The 19039-nt window shown below is 25.0% G+C and carries 20 protein-coding genes and 1 tRNA gene; 8 read left to right on the top strand and 13 right to left on the bottom strand.

Features of this window, described 5'->3' with window-relative positions; genetic code table 11:
• Positions 1-89 precede the first annotated feature (89 nt).
• Together H0H57_RS02265 and H0H57_RS02260 are read left to right on the top strand one after the other, a co-directional pair.
• Entirely contained in the window at positions 90-1373 is a 1284-nt protein-coding gene (locus tag H0H57_RS02265; protein ID WP_185863682.1) for a bifunctional folylpolyglutamate synthase/dihydrofolate synthase, read from the top strand.
• A tRNA-Val gene (locus H0H57_RS02260) sits at positions 1364-1439 on the top strand. Before H0H57_RS02265 ends, H0H57_RS02260 begins: the two co-directional genes overlap by 10 nt.
• Here H0H57_RS02260 and miaA read toward each other — a convergent pair.
• From miaA to H0H57_RS02225, 7 genes are all read right to left on the bottom strand, one after another.
• The gene (miaA, locus tag H0H57_RS02255; protein WP_185864094.1) at positions 1399-2337 is read right to left on the bottom strand and encodes a tRNA (adenosine(37)-N6)-dimethylallyltransferase MiaA; all 939 of its coding nucleotides are present in this window, start codon (positions 2335-2337) and stop codon (positions 1399-1401) included. The genes H0H57_RS02260 and miaA overlap by 41 nt on opposite strands.
• Positions 2334-3422: a chorismate synthase gene (aroC, locus tag H0H57_RS02250; protein ID WP_185863681.1), complete on the bottom strand. Its 1089-nt coding sequence runs from the start codon at positions 3420-3422 to the stop codon at positions 2334-2336. Before aroC ends, miaA begins: the two co-directional genes overlap by 4 nt.
• Before the next feature lie 7 nt (positions 3423-3429).
• On the bottom strand, positions 3430-5037 hold the full coding sequence (locus H0H57_RS02245; RefSeq protein WP_185863680.1) for a DEAD/DEAH box helicase: 1608 nt from the start codon (positions 5035-5037) through the stop codon (positions 3430-3432).
• A 121-nt stretch (positions 5038-5158) separates the two neighbouring features.
• Positions 5159-6394 (bottom strand): MATE family efflux transporter, encoded by a 1236-nt coding sequence (locus tag H0H57_RS02240; RefSeq protein WP_238784342.1) that lies wholly within the window; start codon positions 6392-6394, stop codon positions 5159-5161.
• Positions 6395-6551: 157 nt separating this feature from the next.
• A complete protein-coding gene (gene gcvT, locus H0H57_RS02235) occupies positions 6552-7673 on the bottom strand; it encodes a glycine cleavage system aminomethyltransferase GcvT (protein WP_185863679.1) in 1122 nt (373 codons plus the stop codon).
• Positions 7660-8070: a 6-pyruvoyl trahydropterin synthase family protein gene (locus H0H57_RS02230; protein WP_185863678.1), complete on the bottom strand. Its 411-nt coding sequence runs from the start codon at positions 8068-8070 to the stop codon at positions 7660-7662. Before H0H57_RS02230 ends, gcvT begins: the two co-directional genes overlap by 14 nt.
• On the bottom strand, positions 8051-8611 hold the full coding sequence (locus H0H57_RS02225; RefSeq protein ID WP_185863677.1) for an isopentenyl-diphosphate Delta-isomerase: 561 nt from the start codon (positions 8609-8611) through the stop codon (positions 8051-8053). Before H0H57_RS02225 ends, H0H57_RS02230 begins: the two co-directional genes overlap by 20 nt.
• A 38-nt stretch (positions 8612-8649) precedes the next feature.
• On the opposite strand from H0H57_RS02225, the gene H0H57_RS02220 reads away from it, so the two are divergent.
• On the top strand, positions 8650-9156 hold the full coding sequence (locus H0H57_RS02220; protein ID WP_238784305.1) for a hotdog fold thioesterase: 507 nt from the start codon (positions 8650-8652) through the stop codon (positions 9154-9156).
• A 3-nt stretch (positions 9157-9159) separates the two neighbouring features.
• Positions 9160-10209 carry a chorismate-binding protein gene (locus tag H0H57_RS02215; RefSeq protein WP_185863676.1) on the top strand — a complete coding sequence of 350 codons (1050 nt, stop codon included), beginning with the start codon at positions 9160-9162 and terminating at the stop codon, positions 10207-10209.
• On the opposite strand, the gene H0H57_RS02210 is transcribed toward H0H57_RS02215, so the two are convergent.
• Positions 10202-11488, bottom strand: coding sequence for an NAD(P)/FAD-dependent oxidoreductase (locus H0H57_RS02210; protein WP_185863675.1), 1287 nt, complete (start codon positions 11486-11488; stop codon positions 10202-10204). The two genes, H0H57_RS02215 and H0H57_RS02210, sit on opposite strands and share 8 nt — an antisense overlap.
• An 84-nt stretch (positions 11489-11572) precedes the next feature.
• On the opposite strand from H0H57_RS02210, the gene H0H57_RS02205 reads away from it, so the two are divergent.
• A complete protein-coding gene (locus H0H57_RS02205; protein ID WP_185863674.1) occupies positions 11573-12283 on the top strand; it encodes a zinc metallopeptidase in 711 nt (236 codons plus the stop codon).
• On the opposite strand, the gene H0H57_RS02200 is transcribed toward H0H57_RS02205, so the two are convergent.
• The 4 genes from H0H57_RS02200 to H0H57_RS02185 all read right to left on the bottom strand — a co-directional run bounded on the left by H0H57_RS02200 (position 12233) and on the right by H0H57_RS02185 (position 14303).
• A complete protein-coding gene (locus tag H0H57_RS02200; protein WP_185863673.1) occupies positions 12233-12379 on the bottom strand; it encodes a 30S ribosomal protein THX in 147 nt (48 codons plus the stop codon). The two genes, H0H57_RS02205 and H0H57_RS02200, sit on opposite strands and share 51 nt — an antisense overlap.
• A 2-nt stretch (positions 12380-12381) precedes the next feature.
• Positions 12382-13014, bottom strand: coding sequence for a dephospho-CoA kinase (gene coaE / locus H0H57_RS02195; RefSeq protein ID WP_185863672.1), 633 nt, complete (start codon positions 13012-13014; stop codon positions 12382-12384).
• Positions 13011-13247, bottom strand: a complete 237-nt coding sequence (gene yajC / locus H0H57_RS02190; RefSeq protein ID WP_394798850.1) for a preprotein translocase subunit YajC — start codon at positions 13245-13247, stop codon at positions 13011-13013. The genes coaE and yajC overlap by 4 nt, the downstream gene beginning before the upstream one ends.
• 120 nt (positions 13248-13367) lie before the next feature.
• The gene (locus tag H0H57_RS02185; RefSeq protein WP_185863670.1) at positions 13368-14303 is read right to left on the bottom strand and encodes a transcription antitermination protein NusB; all 936 of its coding nucleotides are present in this window, start codon (positions 14301-14303) and stop codon (positions 13368-13370) included.
• Positions 14304-14410: 107 nt separating this feature from the next.
• Here H0H57_RS02185 and H0H57_RS02180 point away from each other — a divergent pair, with 107 nt between their 5' ends.
• The 3 genes from H0H57_RS02180 to H0H57_RS02170 all read left to right on the top strand — a co-directional run bounded on the left by H0H57_RS02180 (position 14411) and on the right by H0H57_RS02170 (position 17278).
• Complete coding sequence (locus H0H57_RS02180; protein ID WP_185863669.1) at positions 14411-16162, top strand: ABC transporter ATP-binding protein; 1752 nt, start codon at positions 14411-14413, stop codon at positions 16160-16162.
• Between the two features lie 95 nt (positions 16163-16257).
• Positions 16258-16653: a DUF3276 family protein gene (locus H0H57_RS02175; protein WP_185863668.1), complete on the top strand. Its 396-nt coding sequence runs from the start codon at positions 16258-16260 to the stop codon at positions 16651-16653.
• A gap of 145 nt (positions 16654-16798) precedes the next feature.
• The gene (locus tag H0H57_RS02170; protein ID WP_238784304.1) at positions 16799-17278 is read left to right on the top strand and encodes a KdsC family phosphatase; all 480 of its coding nucleotides are present in this window, start codon (positions 16799-16801) and stop codon (positions 17276-17278) included.
• Between the two features lie 56 nt (positions 17279-17334).
• Here H0H57_RS02170 and groL read toward each other — a convergent pair whose 3' ends face one another.
• On the bottom strand, positions 17335-18978 hold the full coding sequence (gene groL, locus H0H57_RS02165) for a chaperonin GroEL (protein ID WP_185863666.1): 1644 nt from the start codon (positions 18976-18978) through the stop codon (positions 17335-17337).
• Positions 18979-19039 lie beyond the last annotated feature (61 nt).

The raw sequence follows: 19039 nt of genomic DNA, 5'->3' as shown, positions 1-19039 counted from the left end.
ATTATAGAACGAATATAATCAATTATAATCAATTTTTTTCTTGAAAAGAAATATATTTTTGTACTATGTTATTTTAATAGGGTTAATATTTGAATTATACAGAAACAGTTCAATGGATTTTTAAACGTCTTCCAATCTATCAGAAAACAGGATTGAAATCATATAAACCTGGTTTAAATAGAATACAAAATTTTTGTTCTCATTTAGGAAATCCCCAAAATTATTTTCCAAGTATACATGTGGGAGGAACAAATGGAAAAGGATCTACAGTACATATGTTGTCTTCTATTTTACAAGAAGAAAAATATAAAATAGGAATATTTACTTCTCCTCATTTAATAGATTTTAGAGAAAGAATAACCTATAACGGTGTTTTGATAGAAAAAGGTTTTATTGTAAATTTTGTAAATGAAAATAAAAAATTTCTAGAAAAAGAAAAAGTTTCATTTTTTGAAATGAACACAGCTTTAGCTTTTCAATATTTTAAAGAAAAAAAAGTAGATATAGCAATTATTGAAGTAGGGATGGGGGGAAGATTGGATTCTACTAATTTGATAATTCCAAAAATATCTATAATTACAAATATTAGTCTAGATCACACAGAAACACTTGGAAATAATCAATTTAAAATTGCTTTGGAAAAAGCTGGAATTATAAAAAAAAACGTATCAGTAATAATAGGAAGAAAAATATCGAAAAAAGTTAGATTTCTTTTTCTTCAAGAAGCCCTAAAAAAAAATTCCCCCATTTATTTTTCCGTAAAAACTAAAAAAGATTTTCAATATAAAATGCCTTTTAAAGCTGATTATCAAAATTTTAATCGAAGTCTTGTATTAAAAACTATAAGTATTTTACATTACAGAAAAAATATCATAGTATCTAATCAATCAATAAAAAAAGGATTGGAAAATGTAATAAAAAATACTAATTTCAAAGGTAGATGGCATATTTTACAAGAAAAAAATCCAAAAATTATTTGTGATATAGCTCATAATGAAGAAGGTATATATATGATTAGTAATCAATTAAAAAAAGAATCATATGAAAAATTACATTTAGTTTTGGGTTTTGTAAAAGAAAAAAAAGTAGATCAATTGTTAAAATATTTTCCTATTGAATCTTTTTATTATTTTTGTCAACCTTCTATAGATAGAAAATATTCTGTACATGATTTGTCAATATTAGTCAGTAATATATTTAAAAATCATGAAAAAATAAAATTTTTTTCTTCTGTAAAGAAGGCTTTTTTATTTGCTAAAAGTAAAGCTAATAAAAATGATTTGATTTTAATAAGTGGAAGTACGTTTGTTGTATCCGAAATCTTGTTATATTATAAAAATTTTTTCTTACATTTGAGTAAACAGGGCAATTAGCTCAGTTTGGTTTAGAGCATCTGTTTTACAAGCAGGGGGTCACTGGTTCGAATCCAGTATTGCCCACTGTTTTTTTTAGAATAAAATCTAAGATTTTATTTTCTTCCTTCGAATCAAACCATACAACTGATGAGTCTTTTCTATACCAGGTCAATTGTCTTTTGGCATATCTTCTAGTGTTTCTTTTTATTTTTTCTATACTTTTATTCAAATCATTTTTTTTTCCTGAAAAAAATTCAAAAATTTCTTGATAACCAATAGTTTGTAAACTATTTAAATTTTTATAATTATAATAGAGTCTAGCTTCATCTAATAGACCTATTTTCATCATATGATCTACTCTATTATTGATTCTAGAATAAATCTTATATCTTGGCATTGTTAATCCTATCTTCAAAATTATAAAATTTCTTTTTTTTTTTGTATTGTAAAAAAAAGAAGGATTTTTTCCTGTAGACTGAACTATTTCTAAATATCGAATTAAACGTATAGGGTTATCAATATCTATTGATTCGCCTGGTTTTTTGAATTTAAAAAATGTTTCCTGCAAAAAGGAAATTCCTTTTTTTTTAAAATGATAAATCAAATTATTTCTAATATTAAAATTGATTTTAGGAAATTCTGATAACCCTTCTGTTACTGCTTTTTCATACAAACTAGATCCTCCTACCATAATTAATACAGAATGTTTAGTGAATAATTTTGAAATTTTTTTTAAGGAATCTATTTCAAATAATTTTGCATTGTATGTCTGATGAATACTTAAATGTCCAATAAAATGATGAGGAATACGAGATAGTTCTTCTATAGTAGGCATAGATGTTCCTATTTTTAATTCCTTATAAAATTGTCTAGAATCACAAGATAAAATTTCAGTATGAAATTTTTCAGCTAAAAATAAGGAAAGAGAAGTTTTTCCTACACAAGTAGGGCCTACAATAAAAATGATAAGTTTTTGATTCAATTTTTTTTTATTGAAGAATATTTAGATAATTTAGTATACATCCAATAATCTGCTAAAACTAAAGCGGTCATAGATTCAACAATAGGAATAGCACGAGGTAAAACACAAGGATCATGTCTTCCTTTTCCTTTCATAAGGACAACATTCCCATGTTTATCTATAGTTTTTTGTTTTTGCATTATCGTAGCTATAGGTTTAAATGCTATTCTAAAATAAATATCCATTCCATTTGAAATTCCTCCTTGTATACCTCCTGATAAATTTGTTTTGGTTGTTCCATCTTGTTTAAATAAATCATTATGTTGAGAACCAGTTATCTTAGTTCCATCAAATCCACTTCCATATTCAAACCCTTTTACAGCATTAATTGATAGCATAGCTTTTCCTATTTCAGCATGTAATTTTTCAAAAACAGGTTCTCCAATTCCTATTGGAATGTTTTTAATCACACAAGTAATAATACCTCCTATAGTGTCTCCTTTATTTTTTATTTCTTGAATTTTGGATATCATTTTTTCCGCAGTATCCGTATCGGGACATCTTATAGGATTTTTTTCTATTGATTTTCTGGACAAATCTAATTCTTTATAAGATTTATTTATAGATATATCACCTACAGAAGAAACATAAGATGCAATTGTAATATCTTTGATTAATTGTTTAGCAATAGCACCAGCTACAACTCGGCATGTTGTTTCTCTTGCAGAAGAACGTCCTCCTCCTCTGTAATCTCTGATTCCATATTTTTTTTCATATGTAAAATCTGAATGTGACGGACGATAAACTTCTCGAATATGATGGTAATCATATGATTTATGATCTTTGTTATAAATGACAAATCCAATGGGTGTTCCTGTCGTTTTATTATCAAAAATTCCAGATAAAAAAATTACTTTATCGGGTTCATTTCTTTGAGTTACTATAGATGATTGTCCAGGTTTTCTTCTATTTAATTCATATTGAATTTCTTTAAAATTTAATTCTATTCCTGCTGGACATCCATCAATAATTCCACCTAATGCGATTCCATGACTTTCTCCAAAAGTACTAACTCTGAACAAATTTCCAAAAATATTTCCTGCCATTACGAAACTAGTTTTTTATTTCGATCGAAATAGGTCTTCCTAAATGATTAATCCTGCTCATTCCTATTAATATTTTGTTCCTATAACGTTTTTCTACTTCAAACAATGAAAAATTTGATAAAATTTTTATATGACCAATATAAATATTTAAATTATCAACTGATTGGTTGATTAAGTTTATTAATCCTAATTTTGTTAGATTATCTTTATATCCTATATTTAAAAATAGTTTTGAAAAAGTTTTTTTTTTTTTGTACGAGGAACTATAATTTTGTTTATAAAAAACAGGATTTAGATCTTTAGAATTTTTATAATAATTTATGAAGTGATTAAATCCAATCCATGAAAAACGTTTTATTAATTCTTCTTTGTCAAAGAATTCTAAATTTTTTTGTATTTCAGGAAGAAATTTTTTCATCAATTTATCATTTACGACTACTTTTTTTATTTTTTCTATAAAATAGAATAGTTGTTTTTCACATATTTCTTCTCCAGTAGGAACCATAACACGGTAAAAATTTTTTCCAATTTTTTTTTCAAAATCCTTTAAATTTCTAATTTCTTTGGTTTGAATAATACAAGCAGAAATACCCGTATTTCCAGCTCTTCCCGTACGTCCACTTCTATGGACATAACTTTCACTTTCTTTTGGAAGATTGTAATTAATAACATGAGTTATATTATTTACATCTAATCCACGAGCGGCGACATCTGTCGCTACAAGAAATTGTAAATTTTTATTTCTGAATCTGTTCATAACGGATTCACGTTGTGCTTGTGAAAGATCTCCATATAAAGCATCAGCATTATAACCATCTTTGATTAAAAATTCGGCTATTTCTTTAGTTTCTTTTTTAGTTCCACAAAATATAATACTATAAATATCAGGATTTATATCCAAAATTCTTTTCAAAGCTAAATATTTTTTATTCAATTTTTCTATTATATAATAGACGTGTTTTACATCATCGGAACCTATATTTTTTTTCCCCGTTACAATTTCTACAGGATCTATTAAATATTTGTGAGCTATAACATTCATATATCTAGACATTGTTGCCGAAAACAATAAACTTTGTCTTTTTTTTGGTAATTTTTCTATTATAGAATCTAATTCTTCTTTAAATCCCATATTTAGCATTTCATCCGCTTCATCAAGTACTAAATATTGAATTTCATTAAAGTATAATTTTTTTCTTTTTATTAAATCAATAATTCTTCCTGGAGTTCCTACTATAATATGAGTTTTTTTTTTCAAAGATTGGATTTGTGAATTAATGTTTGCTCCTCCATATAAAGAAACAATTTTTATAAATGATGAAAATTTCGAAAACCGGCAAAGATCACGTGTTATTTGTATACATAATTCTCTTGTAGGGCATAAAATTAAAGCTTTAGGAAAAGTGTATTTCAAATTCATTTTTTGAATAATTGGAAGTCCAAAAGCAGCTGTTTTTCCTGTACCCGTTTGGGCTAATGCTATAATATCTTTTTCTGAAGACAATAAAAAAGGAATCACTTTTTCTTGTATTGGTGTTGGATATTTAAATCCAATATCTTCTATGGCTTGAATGATATTATCGTCAAAAAAATCGTATTCTTGAAATGTTTTCATGAAAAAATGATAAAAATGCTATTAAAATTTTAATTTTATACATATGTATAACAACAAATATATATATTTAACACGAACTATAATATTATTATGATGAATTATTTGTTTGAATATGAAATGTTTATTTCATCTGTATTATTTTTTTAAGTATAGTTTTATATCTTATAAAAAGTAACATAGATGATATTGTTAAACCAAAACCCAATCCAATCCATACTCCTATTCCTCCCATTTTAATAGACAAAAACCATGCTGTAGGTATAGCAATAATCCAATAAGAAAAAAAACTAATCCACATGGGAATATGAACATCTTGTAAACCTCTTAATGCTCCAAGAATAATTCCTTGTAATCCATCAGATAATTGAAAAATACTAGCAATAACTATCATTTTTTTTGCAATTTTAATCACTTCTTCATCATTTTTGATATAAATAGAAGGAATGAAACTTCGAAAGAAAAAAAATAAAAAACTACAGATCAACATAAAAATAATTCCCATAAAAAAAATAGAGATTCCTATTCTTTTTAATTCTAAATAATTTTTTAGAGCTAGTTGATTTCCTATTCTTATTGTAGCAGCCACAGATAGACCTGTACTAAGAAGAAAAGTGGAAGAAACTAAACTCATAACTATTTGATGAGCGGCTAATACTTTGATTCCACATCTTCCTGATATAAAGGAAGAAATGGAAAAAGCACTCATTTCAAAGAACATATGTAATCCAGAAGGAATTCCGATTTTTAATATTTTTTTTAAATATTTTTTTTTTAAAAAAAAATATTGGAATTGTTTATAATAATTATGTATTTTTTTGTGTTGATACAATAAAATCAAAATTCCGATCAACATCGTTGTTCTAGATATTAGAGTAGCATAAGCAACGCCAACAATACCCAATTTCGGAAAACCATAGCTTCCGTGAATAAATATATAATTTAATATAATATTAATAAAAGCGGAAATCCAAGTAACAATTAAACCAGGAAATACCAAAGATAATCCTTCTGAAAATTTTCTAAAAACTTCAAATATCATCCAAGGTATGAAAGAAATGGATACTACTTTCAAAAAAGAAATAGTTTCATTCAATATTTCTTTAGGTTGTCCTAAATAAGGAAAAATATAGCAAAAAATTTGTATTAATCCATACATTAATACAGATAAAAAAAAATTTAAAACTAATCCATGATAAAAAATGATAGCTCCCTTTCTATACTCTTGTTTTGCATCTATAGATGCAATTATAGCAGAAATAGCTGTAGATATTCCAAGACCAAAAATGATCATAATAAAAAAAACAGCATTAGATAATGAAACTGAAGCTAAAGCTTTTTTTCCTAAAAAACCAACCATTATATTGTCAGATAAACCTATACATATTATACCTAACTGGGTAAAAAATACAGGAATAGCTAACAAAAAATTTTTTTGAATATGTTTTATATATATGATTCTGTTTTTTTTTCTTAATAAAACTATGATTTTTTTATAATTTGATAAAATCAACTATTCAACTTTGAATTTTTATAAAAGGTAATTTAACCATTTTAACGGGTATTTTTTTTTTTCTCATAAGAACAAATACAGAGTTTTCTTTTTTTTGATTTGTTGTTAGATATCCTATTCCAATACCTTTTTTTAGAACTGGAGAATAAACACCAGAAGTTACATAACCAATAGGATTTTCATTTTCATTTATTAATAATTGCCCTTGTCTTGGAATTGTTTTTTCTTCTTTAACAAGAAAAGATATAAACATTTTATATGTTCCTTCTTTTTTTTGTCTTTGTAATATTTTTTTGGCTATAAATTTTTTTTCAAATTTAATTATCCAAGATAAATTGGCTTCTATAGGAGTTATTTTTTCAGAAAGATCTTGTCCATATAATCGATATCCCATTTCTAATCTCAATGAATTTCTGCTTGCTATTCCACAAGGAATTATTTTGTTTTTTTCTATTTTTAAAATTTCATTCCATATTTTTTTTGCATTTTCATTGGAAACATAAACTTCTATTCCTTTAGATCCTGTATATCCTGTCCTAGAAATTAATACATTTTTTATTCCTAAAAATTCTCCTATTTCAAAATGATAAAAAGAAATTTTATTTAATGAAATATTTGTTAATTTTTGAGTATAAAATAAAGATAATGGACCTTGAATAGCTAAAAGAGAATATTCTAAAGAAGTATCTATCAATACTATATTGCTATATTCATATTTTTTTATATAATCATTGATCCATTTTTTATTTTTTTCAATATTAACAGCATTCACTATAAGTAAAAATTTTTGTTCTGAAATTTTATAAATGACTAAATCGTCTATAATTCCTCCTTTATCATTAATTAAACAAGTGTATTGAGCTTGTCCAATTCTTATTTTAGAGATATCATTCGTGGTTAAATATTGAATGAGATCTTCAGAATCTTTTCCTTCTAAGATAAATTTTCCCATATGACTGACATCAAAAATTCCAGCATCATTTCTTACATGCATATGTTCCGTTAAAGAAGAAGTATATTGAAGTGGCATATAAAACCCGGAATAGTTAACCATTTTAGCTCCTAAACGGATGTGATTATCATACAAGATTGTCTTTTTGATAATATTTTTTTTATTTTCCGTCATATTCAACAAAATTATTTTCTGTTTCGTACAAAGTTATCCCTAATTTAAAATTAGAATATATTTTTTTCTTTATTCGATTCCATATGAAAATAACCATATTTTCTATAGTGGGATTTATAGATGAAAATTCTATAATATCCAAATTAATATTTTTATGATCAAAAAGTTTTTCTATTTCATCAGAAAGAATGCATTTCAATTTCTGTAAATTGAAAACAAATCCCGTTTCAGGATTTATCTCTCCTGTAATGCTTACAATATATTTGTAATTATGTCCATGATAGTTGAGATGTGCACATTTTCCAAACATTTCAATATTTTTTTTATAATCCCAATGATTATTATAGAGCCTATGCGCTGCGCTAAAATATCCTTTTCTATTTATAGTAGCTATCATATTTTTTTATATATTTTAATTGATTTAAATGATTTTTAATAATAATTTTTAACCAAATGGTATAAGAATCTGGATAAGTATGAATATTTTCAATTAATTCATTTAATGAAATCCATCTCCAATTATCCACTTCTTTAAAATTTAGAATTGGATATTGTTCATACAAACCGACAAAAACATGATCTAGTTCATTTTCTATTAATCCATTACTAAAAAATTCATGATAAGTAAAGCTAAATTTTTGTTCTAAAAAACAATCGAACCCCATTTCTTCTATCAAACAACGATGTGCTGCTGTTAAAACAGATTCGTTTTTTTTAGGATGACTGCAACAAGTATTCGTCCAAAGTGAAGAAGAATGATATTTTTTTGAAGATCTTTTTTGCAACATTAAATCGTTTTCTAGATTAAAAATGAAAACAGAAACAGCACTATGTCGTAATCCTTTTATATGAATTTTTTCTTTTTTTTCAAATCCTATAATTTGATTATCCATTCCTATTAAAGGAATAAGATCTTCAGAATCTTGTTTTTTTTTCATATTCACTAATTTTTTTTGATTTTATATAATAATGTAAATTGGTTTATATAAACAAGAATAATCAATCTTGTTTTAAGATTGTTTTTTTTTATGTTGTATGTATGAGAGAAAGAACTCAAGAATTATTAAATAAGTTAAATGATTTGAAAAAAAATACATTGATAAACATAATGCAAATTCAATTTATTTTTTTATCAAATCATTTAGATACACTGATAGCAAAAATGCCTATAAATTCTAAAATATTTCAACCTTTTGGTTTTTTACATGGAGGAGCAACTATAATTTTAGCTGAAAGTGTTGGAAGTTCTATTTCTTTTATCAATATTATAAATGAAAAAAAAAACAATTTTAAAGTTTTTAGTATTGAAATTTCTACAAATCATATTCGATCCATAAAAATAAAAAAAGGAATTCTGTTTGCCAAAGCAAAAATTTTTCATAAAGGAAATATTTTACATTTTATTCAAGTTCATGTTTCTGATGAAGAAAAAAATATTATTAGTTTTTGTAAATTAACTAATATTATAATTCCGAAAAAATAAAGTATGTCAATAGAAATTAGTGTTTTTTCTTTATATAAAAAAATTCTAAAAAATTATTATAACCATAATAGTTTTGTTGTTTTTAGAAAACCCTATGATAAAAAAATATTTTTTTATTCCCACTATGATTATTCTTTTGGCGTAAATTTTTTTTTAATTCAAAATTTTAAACACGATCAGACCATAAAAATATATCCAAAAAATATCTATTGTGTAGATATACAAAATTTTTATAACAAGACAAATATATTTCCTTCTTTTTGGGAAAAAAACTCTTCTTTTTTAACAGATTCTTACAAATATAAAAAATTAATAAAAAATGCTATTGAAAATATAAAAAAAGGATTTCTAAAAAAAGTTGTTTTATCCAGATTTATAAAAATTTCTTTTCGAAATTTTTATTTCAAAAATACATTTATAAAATTAATTCATGCTTATCCCAATGCTTTGGTTAGTCTTTGGTATAATTTTCATTATGGATTTTGGATGGGATGTTCTCCTGAATTGTTAATGGAATGTCATAATAAAAAATTAAACATATCAGCTTTAGCAGGAACTATTTGGGGATCTAAAAAATGGACAAAAAAAGAAACAGAAGAACATAAAATTGTAATAAGATATATTCTTCATTTATTAAAATCTTATAAAGGTTCTATTCATATAAAAAATACAAAAATTATAAAAATAGGTCATTTAAAACATTTAGAAACTCCAATTCTTTTTTCATTTTATGAAAAACCTAATTATTATGAAATATTAAATGGGTTACATCCTACTCCTTCTATATGTGGATACCCTAAAAAAAAGTCATTAGATTTTATTCATAAAAATGAAGGATACGAAAGACAATTTTATACAGGATTTCTTGGAATAGTTCATAAAACTAACATGGAATTATATTTGAATTTAAGATGTGTAAAAATAAAAAAAGATAAAAAAGAAATGATTTTATATGCTGGTAGCGGAATTACTGTGGATAGCAATATCCATCAAGAATATGTGGAAACAGAAAATAAAATAAAAAATATTCTTTCTCAACTTGTTTTTAAATAATTTTTTTTTTTCTATGAAATGGTCTTATAATTAGACGTACACTTTTATTATAATGGAAATATTGAATAATCCAATTTGTTAGAGCTATGACTCTATTTCTAAAACCTACTAAACTGACTAAATGAACAAACATCCAAACAATCCATGCTAAAAAGCCTTTTAGTTTTATATAGGAAAAATCACATACGGCCTTATTTCTTCCAATAGTCGCCATTGAACCTAAGTTTTTGTAAATAAAAGGTTTCATTTCAATATTATCTAAAAAACAATTCAAATTTCTAGCTAAACAATTTCCTTGTTGTATAGCAGGTTGAGCTGTCATAGGATGACCATTAGGATAATGTCGATTTGTATTTATAAAAGCAATATCTCCAATAGCAAAAATATTTTTATATCTTATGGTCCTAAGATTATTGTCAACTAAAATTCTATTTCCTTTTATGTCTTCTTTTAAAAAACCCTTAATAATAGCACCTTTTACTCCTGCGGCCCATATCACGTTAGAAGATTCTATTTTTTGATTGTTTTCCATAAAAACTATTTCTCCGTTATAATCTTTTACTAAAGAATTTAACCAAATAATAACACCTAACTCTTTCAAATTTTTATAAGCTTGTTTAGCTGATTCCTCAGACATTCCATCTAATAATCTAGAAGTAGCTTGTAATAAATGAATATTCATATATTGAATATCTAAATCAGGATAATCATGTGGTAATACGTATTTTTTCATTTCAGCTAAAGCTCCAGCTAGTTCTACCCCAGTAGGACCCCCTCCTACAATGACGAAAGTCATAAGTCTCACTTTCTTTTTTTCATCTTTTGTTAATAAAGATGACTCAAAGTCTTGTAAAATAAGACTTCTTAAATTTAAAGCTTCTGGAATAGATTTCATGGGTAAGGCAAAAGATTCTATATTTTTATTTCCAAAATAATTGGTTACAGATCCTGTTGCCATAATTAAGTAGTCGTAAGATAAATTTCCTACATTTGTATATATTTTTTGTTTTTTTGTATTGATATAATGAACAATAGTCAATCTAAAGAAAAAGTTTTTTGTTTTTTTTATAATATTTCTAATAGAATGTGCGATAGAATCTGGTTCTAATCCTGCTGTAGCTACTTGATACAATAGAGGTTGAAAAGTATGATAATTATTTTTATCTATAAGAACCACTTGGAATTTATCTCTCCTTAATTTTTTTGCTACTTGTAATCCTGCAAATCCAGCACCAATAATAACGACTCTTTTTAGGTTGTTGACTCTTGGTATATTCATAGTCAAAAATTTGACATCAAGCTAATTTATATATATTTTTATTTTATTCAATAAATTAATAATTTTGTTTGAAAATAGATTTTTATGACTTACTATTTTATTGTAGGTATCACTGTTTTGGTGAGTATTATTGTAAATTCAATATTGAAAAAAAAGTTTAGAGATTATTCTAAACTATATTTGCATTCATGTATGAGTGGAAAGGAAATAGCAGAAAAGATGTTAGCAGACCATGGAATCAATGATGTGAATGTTATTTCTATAGAAGGAGAATTGACTGATCATTATAATCCCATGAATAAAACAATTAATTTGAGTGAAAAAGTTTACAATGATAGGACCGCAGCTTCAATTGCAGTGGCGTCTCATGAATGTGGTCATGCTTTGCAACATCAATTAGGTTATAATTTACTAAAATTACGGAATCATTTAATTCCTATTTTGAATTTAAGTTCTAAATTTACTAATATAGCGATAATATCTGGATTAACGATTTTTTATAATTCAGGAGGAAATGATTCTTTGATTTTAAAATTAGGAATAGGATTATTCTTTTTAGTTGTGATTTTTTCTTTTATCACATTACCTATAGAATTTGATGCAAGTAATAGAGCTTTGACTTGGTTAAAAAATAAAAATGTGGTGAATTATCAAGAATATCATAAAGCAAAAGAATCATTAAATTTGGCAGCTATGACTTACGTTGTTTCAGCTTTGGGTTGTTTAGCTCAATTGATCTATTTTTTATCGGTTTTTACCGGTGATAGTAGTACCAGAAAATGTGATAATTTTTAATTTCTTTTTTCTTTTATTTCTTGGATTTAAACGAAGGTTTCCATAGGTTTTATTTCTTATTTTTCCTCTCCTAGTTTTTTTATCTCCTTTTCCCATATTTATTGATTTTTTTGTGTAATTAATTTTTCTAATAGTTTATGTATTCTATCTGCTTCTTTTTGTAGATAGTATGTGTATGAATAATTTTTAATTATGAAATTGGATTTTTTTTCTCTTTGTCGATTAGATATTTGATTTTTCAATCTATCTATGATTTGATTTTCATTTATATTATCTCTTTTTATTATTCTTTGGATCATATTTTTTTTAGGTGAAGTAATAGTTATGATAAAATCACATTCCTTATAACTATTACTTTCAAATAATACAGCTGATTCCTTTATAACATATAAAGTTTTTTTTTGTATTTTAATAGATGATATCCATTGTTTAAAATCTAGTGATATCCATGGATGTACGATTGTACATAATAATTTTAATGCTGTAGGATTTTTGAATACAATTTCAGATAAATAAGTTTTATTTATTTTATTTTTTCTATAAGAATCTTTACCAAAATATTTTATAATATTTTGTTTTATAATTTTTACTTGATTCATTAATATTTTTCCTCTTTGATCTGAAGAATAAACAGAAATTCCTTTTTTTTTTAAAAAAAAAGAAAATAAACTTTTTCCAGATCCCATTTTTCCCGTTATTCCTATCAATTTTATTTTTTTTATTACATTCATGATTTTTGTTTATTAGTATTATTATTACTATAACGTAATTGGGTTAATTCTTTTGAAATTGTATTTTTTTCAAGTTTTATTTTTCCTGTGATAGTTTCTAGTATACAAAAATAATTTGTAATATCTATGATTTTACCATGTATTCCTGAATTTGTTACAATAAAATTTCCTATTTTTAAATGTTCCTGAAATTTTTTTTCAAGTTTTTGTCTTTTGATTTGAGGACGTATCATGAAAAAATAAAATATGATGAAGATTAATACAAACATCACAATGGTGTTTGTAATAGAATTTTGTTGTAATGAAAAAAACATAATATAATATTTTAAGTAAAATTATTATAAACTTACTACTTATATGAGTCCTTTTCCTATTTTAAATATTCTATTTTTTTTATATAAAAATTTAAATATTTGATCTAAAATACCATTAATAAAAATTTTGCTTTTTTCCATACAAAATATTTTCGTAATTTCTATATACTCATTCATAGTTGCTTTAGGAGGAATATTTGGAAAATATAAAAATTCGCAAGTAGCCATTTGCAATATAATTAAATCTATAATTGCTATTCTTTTGATATCCCAATTACATGATATATCGTTAATTAAACGATTAAATTCTTCCTTATGAAAAATTGTATTTCGATATAAATTAATAACAAATTTTTTATTTTCATCATTTTTGTAAATATTGTATAATTTAAAATTTTTAGGAGTGGAATAATTGATAAATTGTAAAGTTTTACATACCATAGTATGAGCAATGTATAAATCCTCTTCTCCATGAAAATAATATAAATCTTCTATATATTCTATTAATTTTTTATTTGGAATAACAAACTTTTTATAATATTTTATTATAAATCTTTTTTCCTCTTCAAAAGAAGAAAAGGATTTTATAGAATATTTTTTGCAAAAATTTGATTTTTGCATTTTTTGCAAAAATATAAAAATATATTCGTATTGTTGGTTCCACAAAATTTTTTCTGAATTTTTTGTAGAACGATATTCCTCTATTAAATATTTATTTTTAGATAGTATTTTTATTACTGAATTGTATGCAAATTTTTGAATAAAATCTGTTTTATGATTCTGATTACAGAGTTTTTTTTTCATAGCATTTTCTCTAATTTTTAAAATTAAATAAAGAAGAAAAATATAAAGATGATGTAACGATTCAATACTTCTAAGCATATTTTCTTCAACTTTATTTGAATCCATTTTTGATAAATGTTGAGCATATAAAAACTGTAAACTTCTTATTCTAAAGTGTCGTCTTACTGACATTTTTTATTATAATAATGTTGATGTTTTATGCACAACAAAATTTTTGTACAATAATTATATAAATATAAAAAATCAAAACTTAAAAAGTTTGTATTTTTGTATGTTATATGAGTGGTTTATTTGCTTTTAGCAAAAGATATTGTAGAAAGTACAAATTTCGTTTGTGTATAGGGTTTTTATTAATTTTAGTATCAAATATTTTAACTTTATTTCCTATTCCTTATATCGGAAAATCTGTTAATACCATAAAAAATCTATTTATCAATTTTTCAAATTCATCAGATTCTATCTCTTTTTTTTTAAAAAAAGACATTTGTATTTATGCTAGTATTATATTAATAGTTCCAATTATAGGTGGATTTGTAAAATATCATATGCGACAATGTATAATTACCACGTCTAGAATGATAGAATTTGATATAAAAAATGAAATTTTTTCACATTATCAAAAATTAAGTTTGTCTTTTTATAAAAAAAATTCTACAGGTGATTTAATGAACCGTCTTACAGAAGACGTTTCTTTTGTAAGACAATATATAGGTCCTGGAATAATGTATTTTTTGAATCTTATAATTCTTTTTTTTATGGTTCTTATGCAAATGTTACGGATTAATAAGATCCTGACTTTTTATGTTATTTTACCCATTCCTATTCTTTTTATTTCTATATACTGTATCAGTATTTCTGTTACCAATAGAAGCAAAAAAGTTCAAAATTTTCAATCTATTATCTGTTCTTTTATACAAGAAACTTTTTCAGGAATTCACATTATCAAATCTTTTGTATCAGAATCTTTTTTTCAAGAAAAACATAGAAAAATTATATTAAAATATAAAAAAAAAAATATAGAATTAGCCAAAATTGACACTATACTATCTTCTGTTATTATATTTTTCATAGGAATTTGTCATTTATTAATTTTGTTTTTTGGAGGAAAAAAATATTTTGAAGGAGAAATTAAAGAGATTGGAACCATAGCTGAATTTTTTACGTATGTAAATGTTTTAATTTTTCCTTTTATTATATTAGGATGGGTTGTTTCCATATCAGAAAGAGCTAAAGTATCATTAATTCGTATTAGTGAATTTTTGAAAGTAAAACCTGAAATTTTGAATAAAAATTTAATAAAAACAAAAATTTTTGGAAAAGTTCAATTTAAAAATGTAAGTTTTTTTTATTGTAATCAAAAGAATGAATGTAATCCAAAACAATATCATAAAAAAAATCATACAGTTAGTAGAATAAACTTTACTTTAATGAAAGGAAAAACGTTAATTTTAACGGGAGAAACAGGATCAGGAAAAACAACTATAGGAAGATTAATATCCCGTTTATATGATCCTCATAAAGGAGAAATATTAATAGATAATTTATCTTTAAAAGATCACAATTTGTATGATTTTAGAAAAAACATTGGTTATGTTCCTCAAGAATCTTTCCTTTTTTCAGATTCTATTTACAATAATATAGCTTTAGGAAGTGTAAAAAAAATAACTCCATGTAAAGTATATGATGCAGCTAGGATAGCTATGATAGAAAATGATATTTTAAATTTTAAAAATGGATATGAAACTATTATAGGAGAAAGAGGAATTACTTTATCTGGAGGACAAAAACAAAGAATATGTATAGCTAGAGCTGTTATCAGAAATCCAAAAATTCTTATATTTGATGATAGTTTTTCTGCTATAGATCAAAAAACAAGAAAACGAATTATTCATTATGTTAAAGAAAAAATGAAATATAGCACTATTATTATTATAACTCATGATACTTCTTTTATTTCCGATTTTGATTTATTTATTGTTTTAAAAAACGGAAAAATATCAAAAATAGAAAATCATCCTATTTTTTTATGAAAAATTCATTTTAATTAAATAATTATGATAAAAAAATAGGATGACCCATTTTTTTTGTTTAGATTTGCTGAGTTAGGATTATAATATTTTTTGAAATGGACGAAAAAGAAAATATCAAAGAAAGAAATGAAATTTGTTCACGAACTCTAAAAACTGGTAGTAGAACTTATTTTTTTGATGCAAGAGAAACAAGAGCTGGTGATTATTATTTGACAATAACCGAAAGTAAGAAAAATTTTTCTGATACGGGAGAAGTAACTTATAAAAAACACAAAATTTATTTGTATAAAGAAGATTTTTCAAAATTTCAAAGTATACTTGATGATATGATTCGATTTATTATTAATGAAAAAGGAAGAGAGGTCATTTCAGAACGTCATCAAAAAGATTTTAAAAATCATCATACTACATACAATCAAGAAACTAAAGAAGTTCAAAAAAAAACATCAGAAATAAAAAATTTTACAAATATTAATTTCGAAGATATTTAAGGAAAACATTATTTATTTTGAATTTTTTTTCTTTTTTTTACGGAAAAAGAATGGAAGCTTTTTTTTTGTAAAAAAGACAAATTAATGATTAAATGATTAGTTGATTATTTTTATGTTTGTTTATATGGAGAATTATATAAGTATAATGAATTATATTAATACGTTCATATTTGATGTAGATGGAGTATTGACAGATTGTACTTTGAATTTGTTTTCAGATGGAAATCTGGTAAGAAAAATGTTTGCTAAAGATGGTTATGCAATACAATTAGCAAAAAAAAAAGGATACAATTTATGTATTATAACAAGAGGTTCAGATTTGATGGTTTTTAGACATTTGAGAGAATTGAATATATCTTATATTTATCAAGGGGTAGATAATAAAAAAAAATATTTAGATGAATATTGCAAGATTTTGAATCTTACGAAAAAAAAAATTCTCTATATGGGAGATGATATTCCTGATATTGAGATCATGAAATCTGTAGCCTTACCTTGTTCTCCAATAGATGCCGTTCAAGAAGTCAAAGACGTATCAAAATATATTTCCCCTAAAAAAGGGGGAAAAGGATGTGTAAGAGATGTGATTGAACAAACTTTAAAAATTCAGAAACAATGGTTATAAAAAAATAGTGCCTTAAAGACACTATTTTTTTTTGAGTCACATACATTCATTTTGATTTACATCATTCCACCCATTCCTCCTCCTCCAGCTCCAGGCATTGGAGGTGCAACATTCGGATCGTCTTTCTTTATTTCTGTAACGACACATTCAGTAGTTAATAACATACCTGATACAGAAGCAGCATTTTCTAATGCAACTCTAGCTACTTTAGTTGGATCTATAATTCCTTCTACTATCATATTTTTGTATTCTCCAATTTTAGCATCATATCCAAAATCTCCTTTTCCTTCTGCTACTTTGGCTACAACAACAGATCCTTCTCCTCCTGCATTAGCTACAATTTGACGTAAAGGTTCTTCAAGAGATCTTCTTACAATTTGTATTCCCGTATCTTGATCTACATTGTCTCCTGTTTTTTTTTCTAAGGACTTAATAGCACGAACTAAAGCCACTCCTCCTCCTGCTACTATTCCTTCTTCTACCGCAGCTCTAGTCGCATTTAGAGCATCATCTACACGATCTTTTTTTTCTTTCATTTCAACTTCAGAAGCGGCTCCAACATAAAGAACAGCAACTCCTCCAGCCAATTTTGCAAGACGTTCTTGTAATTTTTCCTTATCATAATCTGATGTTGTAGATTCTATTTGAGCTTTAATTTGATCTACACGTGCTCTTATATCTTTTTTACTTCCTCCTCCATTTACTATGGTAGTATTATCTTTATCTATAATAACTCTTTCTGCTTTTCCTAACATATGTAATTTCACATCTTCTAATTTACTTCCTGTTTCCTCAGAAATTACAGTACCCCCTGTAAGAATAGCTATATCTTCCAACATAGCTTTTCTTCTATCTCCAAAACCAGGAGCTTTAATAGCTGCGACTTTTAAAGTGCCTCGTATTTTATTAACCACTAATGTGGCTAAGGCTTCTCCTTCTACTTCTTCAGATATAATTAATAGAGGTTTTCCAGATTGAGCTACAGGTTCCAATATAGGCAACAAATCTTTCATTGCTGCTATTTTTTTATCAGATAATAAAATTTGAGGTTGGTCAAATTCTGTTATCATTTTTTCAGTATTTGTCACAAAGTAAGGAGATTGATACCCTCTATCAAATTGCATTCCTTCAACAACATCTACAGATGTATCTGTTCCTTTTGCTTCTTCAACGGTAATGACTCCTTCTTTTCCTACTTTTTCAAAAGCATCAGCTATTAAAGCTCCAGTTTTTTCATCATTATTTGCAGAAATAGAAGCTACTTGTTTTATTTTTTCTGTATTTCCTCCAACTTCTCTAGATTGTCTTTTTAAGTCTAAAACGACGACTTCTAAAGCTTTGTCTATTCCTCTTTTTAAATCCATAGGATTAGCTCCAGCTGCTACATTTTTTAATCCTTCTCTAACAATAGCTTGAGCTAATACAGTAGCAGTTGTTGTTCCATCCCCAGCTACATCATTAGTTTTAGATGCAACTTCTTTCACCATTTGAGCACCCAGATTTTCTATAGAATCTTCTAATTCAATTTCTTTAGCAACAGTAACTCCATCTTTAGTTACTTGAGGCCCTCCAAAGGATTTTTGTAATACAACATTTCTTCCTTTTGGTCCTAAAGTTACCTTTACGGCATTTGCTAATGCATCTACTCCTTTTTTTAATTTATCTCTTGCTTCAATATCAAATTTAATATCTTTTGCCATAATTTTTTAAATTTTTAATAAATTTATTTTCCTGATTTTATTCTTTCTAACTAATTAGTTA

This window comes from Blattabacterium cuenoti (genome assembly GCF_014251755.1).
In the GTDB taxonomy this organism is placed as follows: Bacteria; Bacteroidota; Bacteroidia; order Flavobacteriales; family Blattabacteriaceae; genus Blattabacterium; species Blattabacterium cuenoti_AN.
The sequence above is the reverse complement of the archived record's forward strand: the minus strand, read 5'-3'. Positions and strand labels throughout refer to the sequence as shown.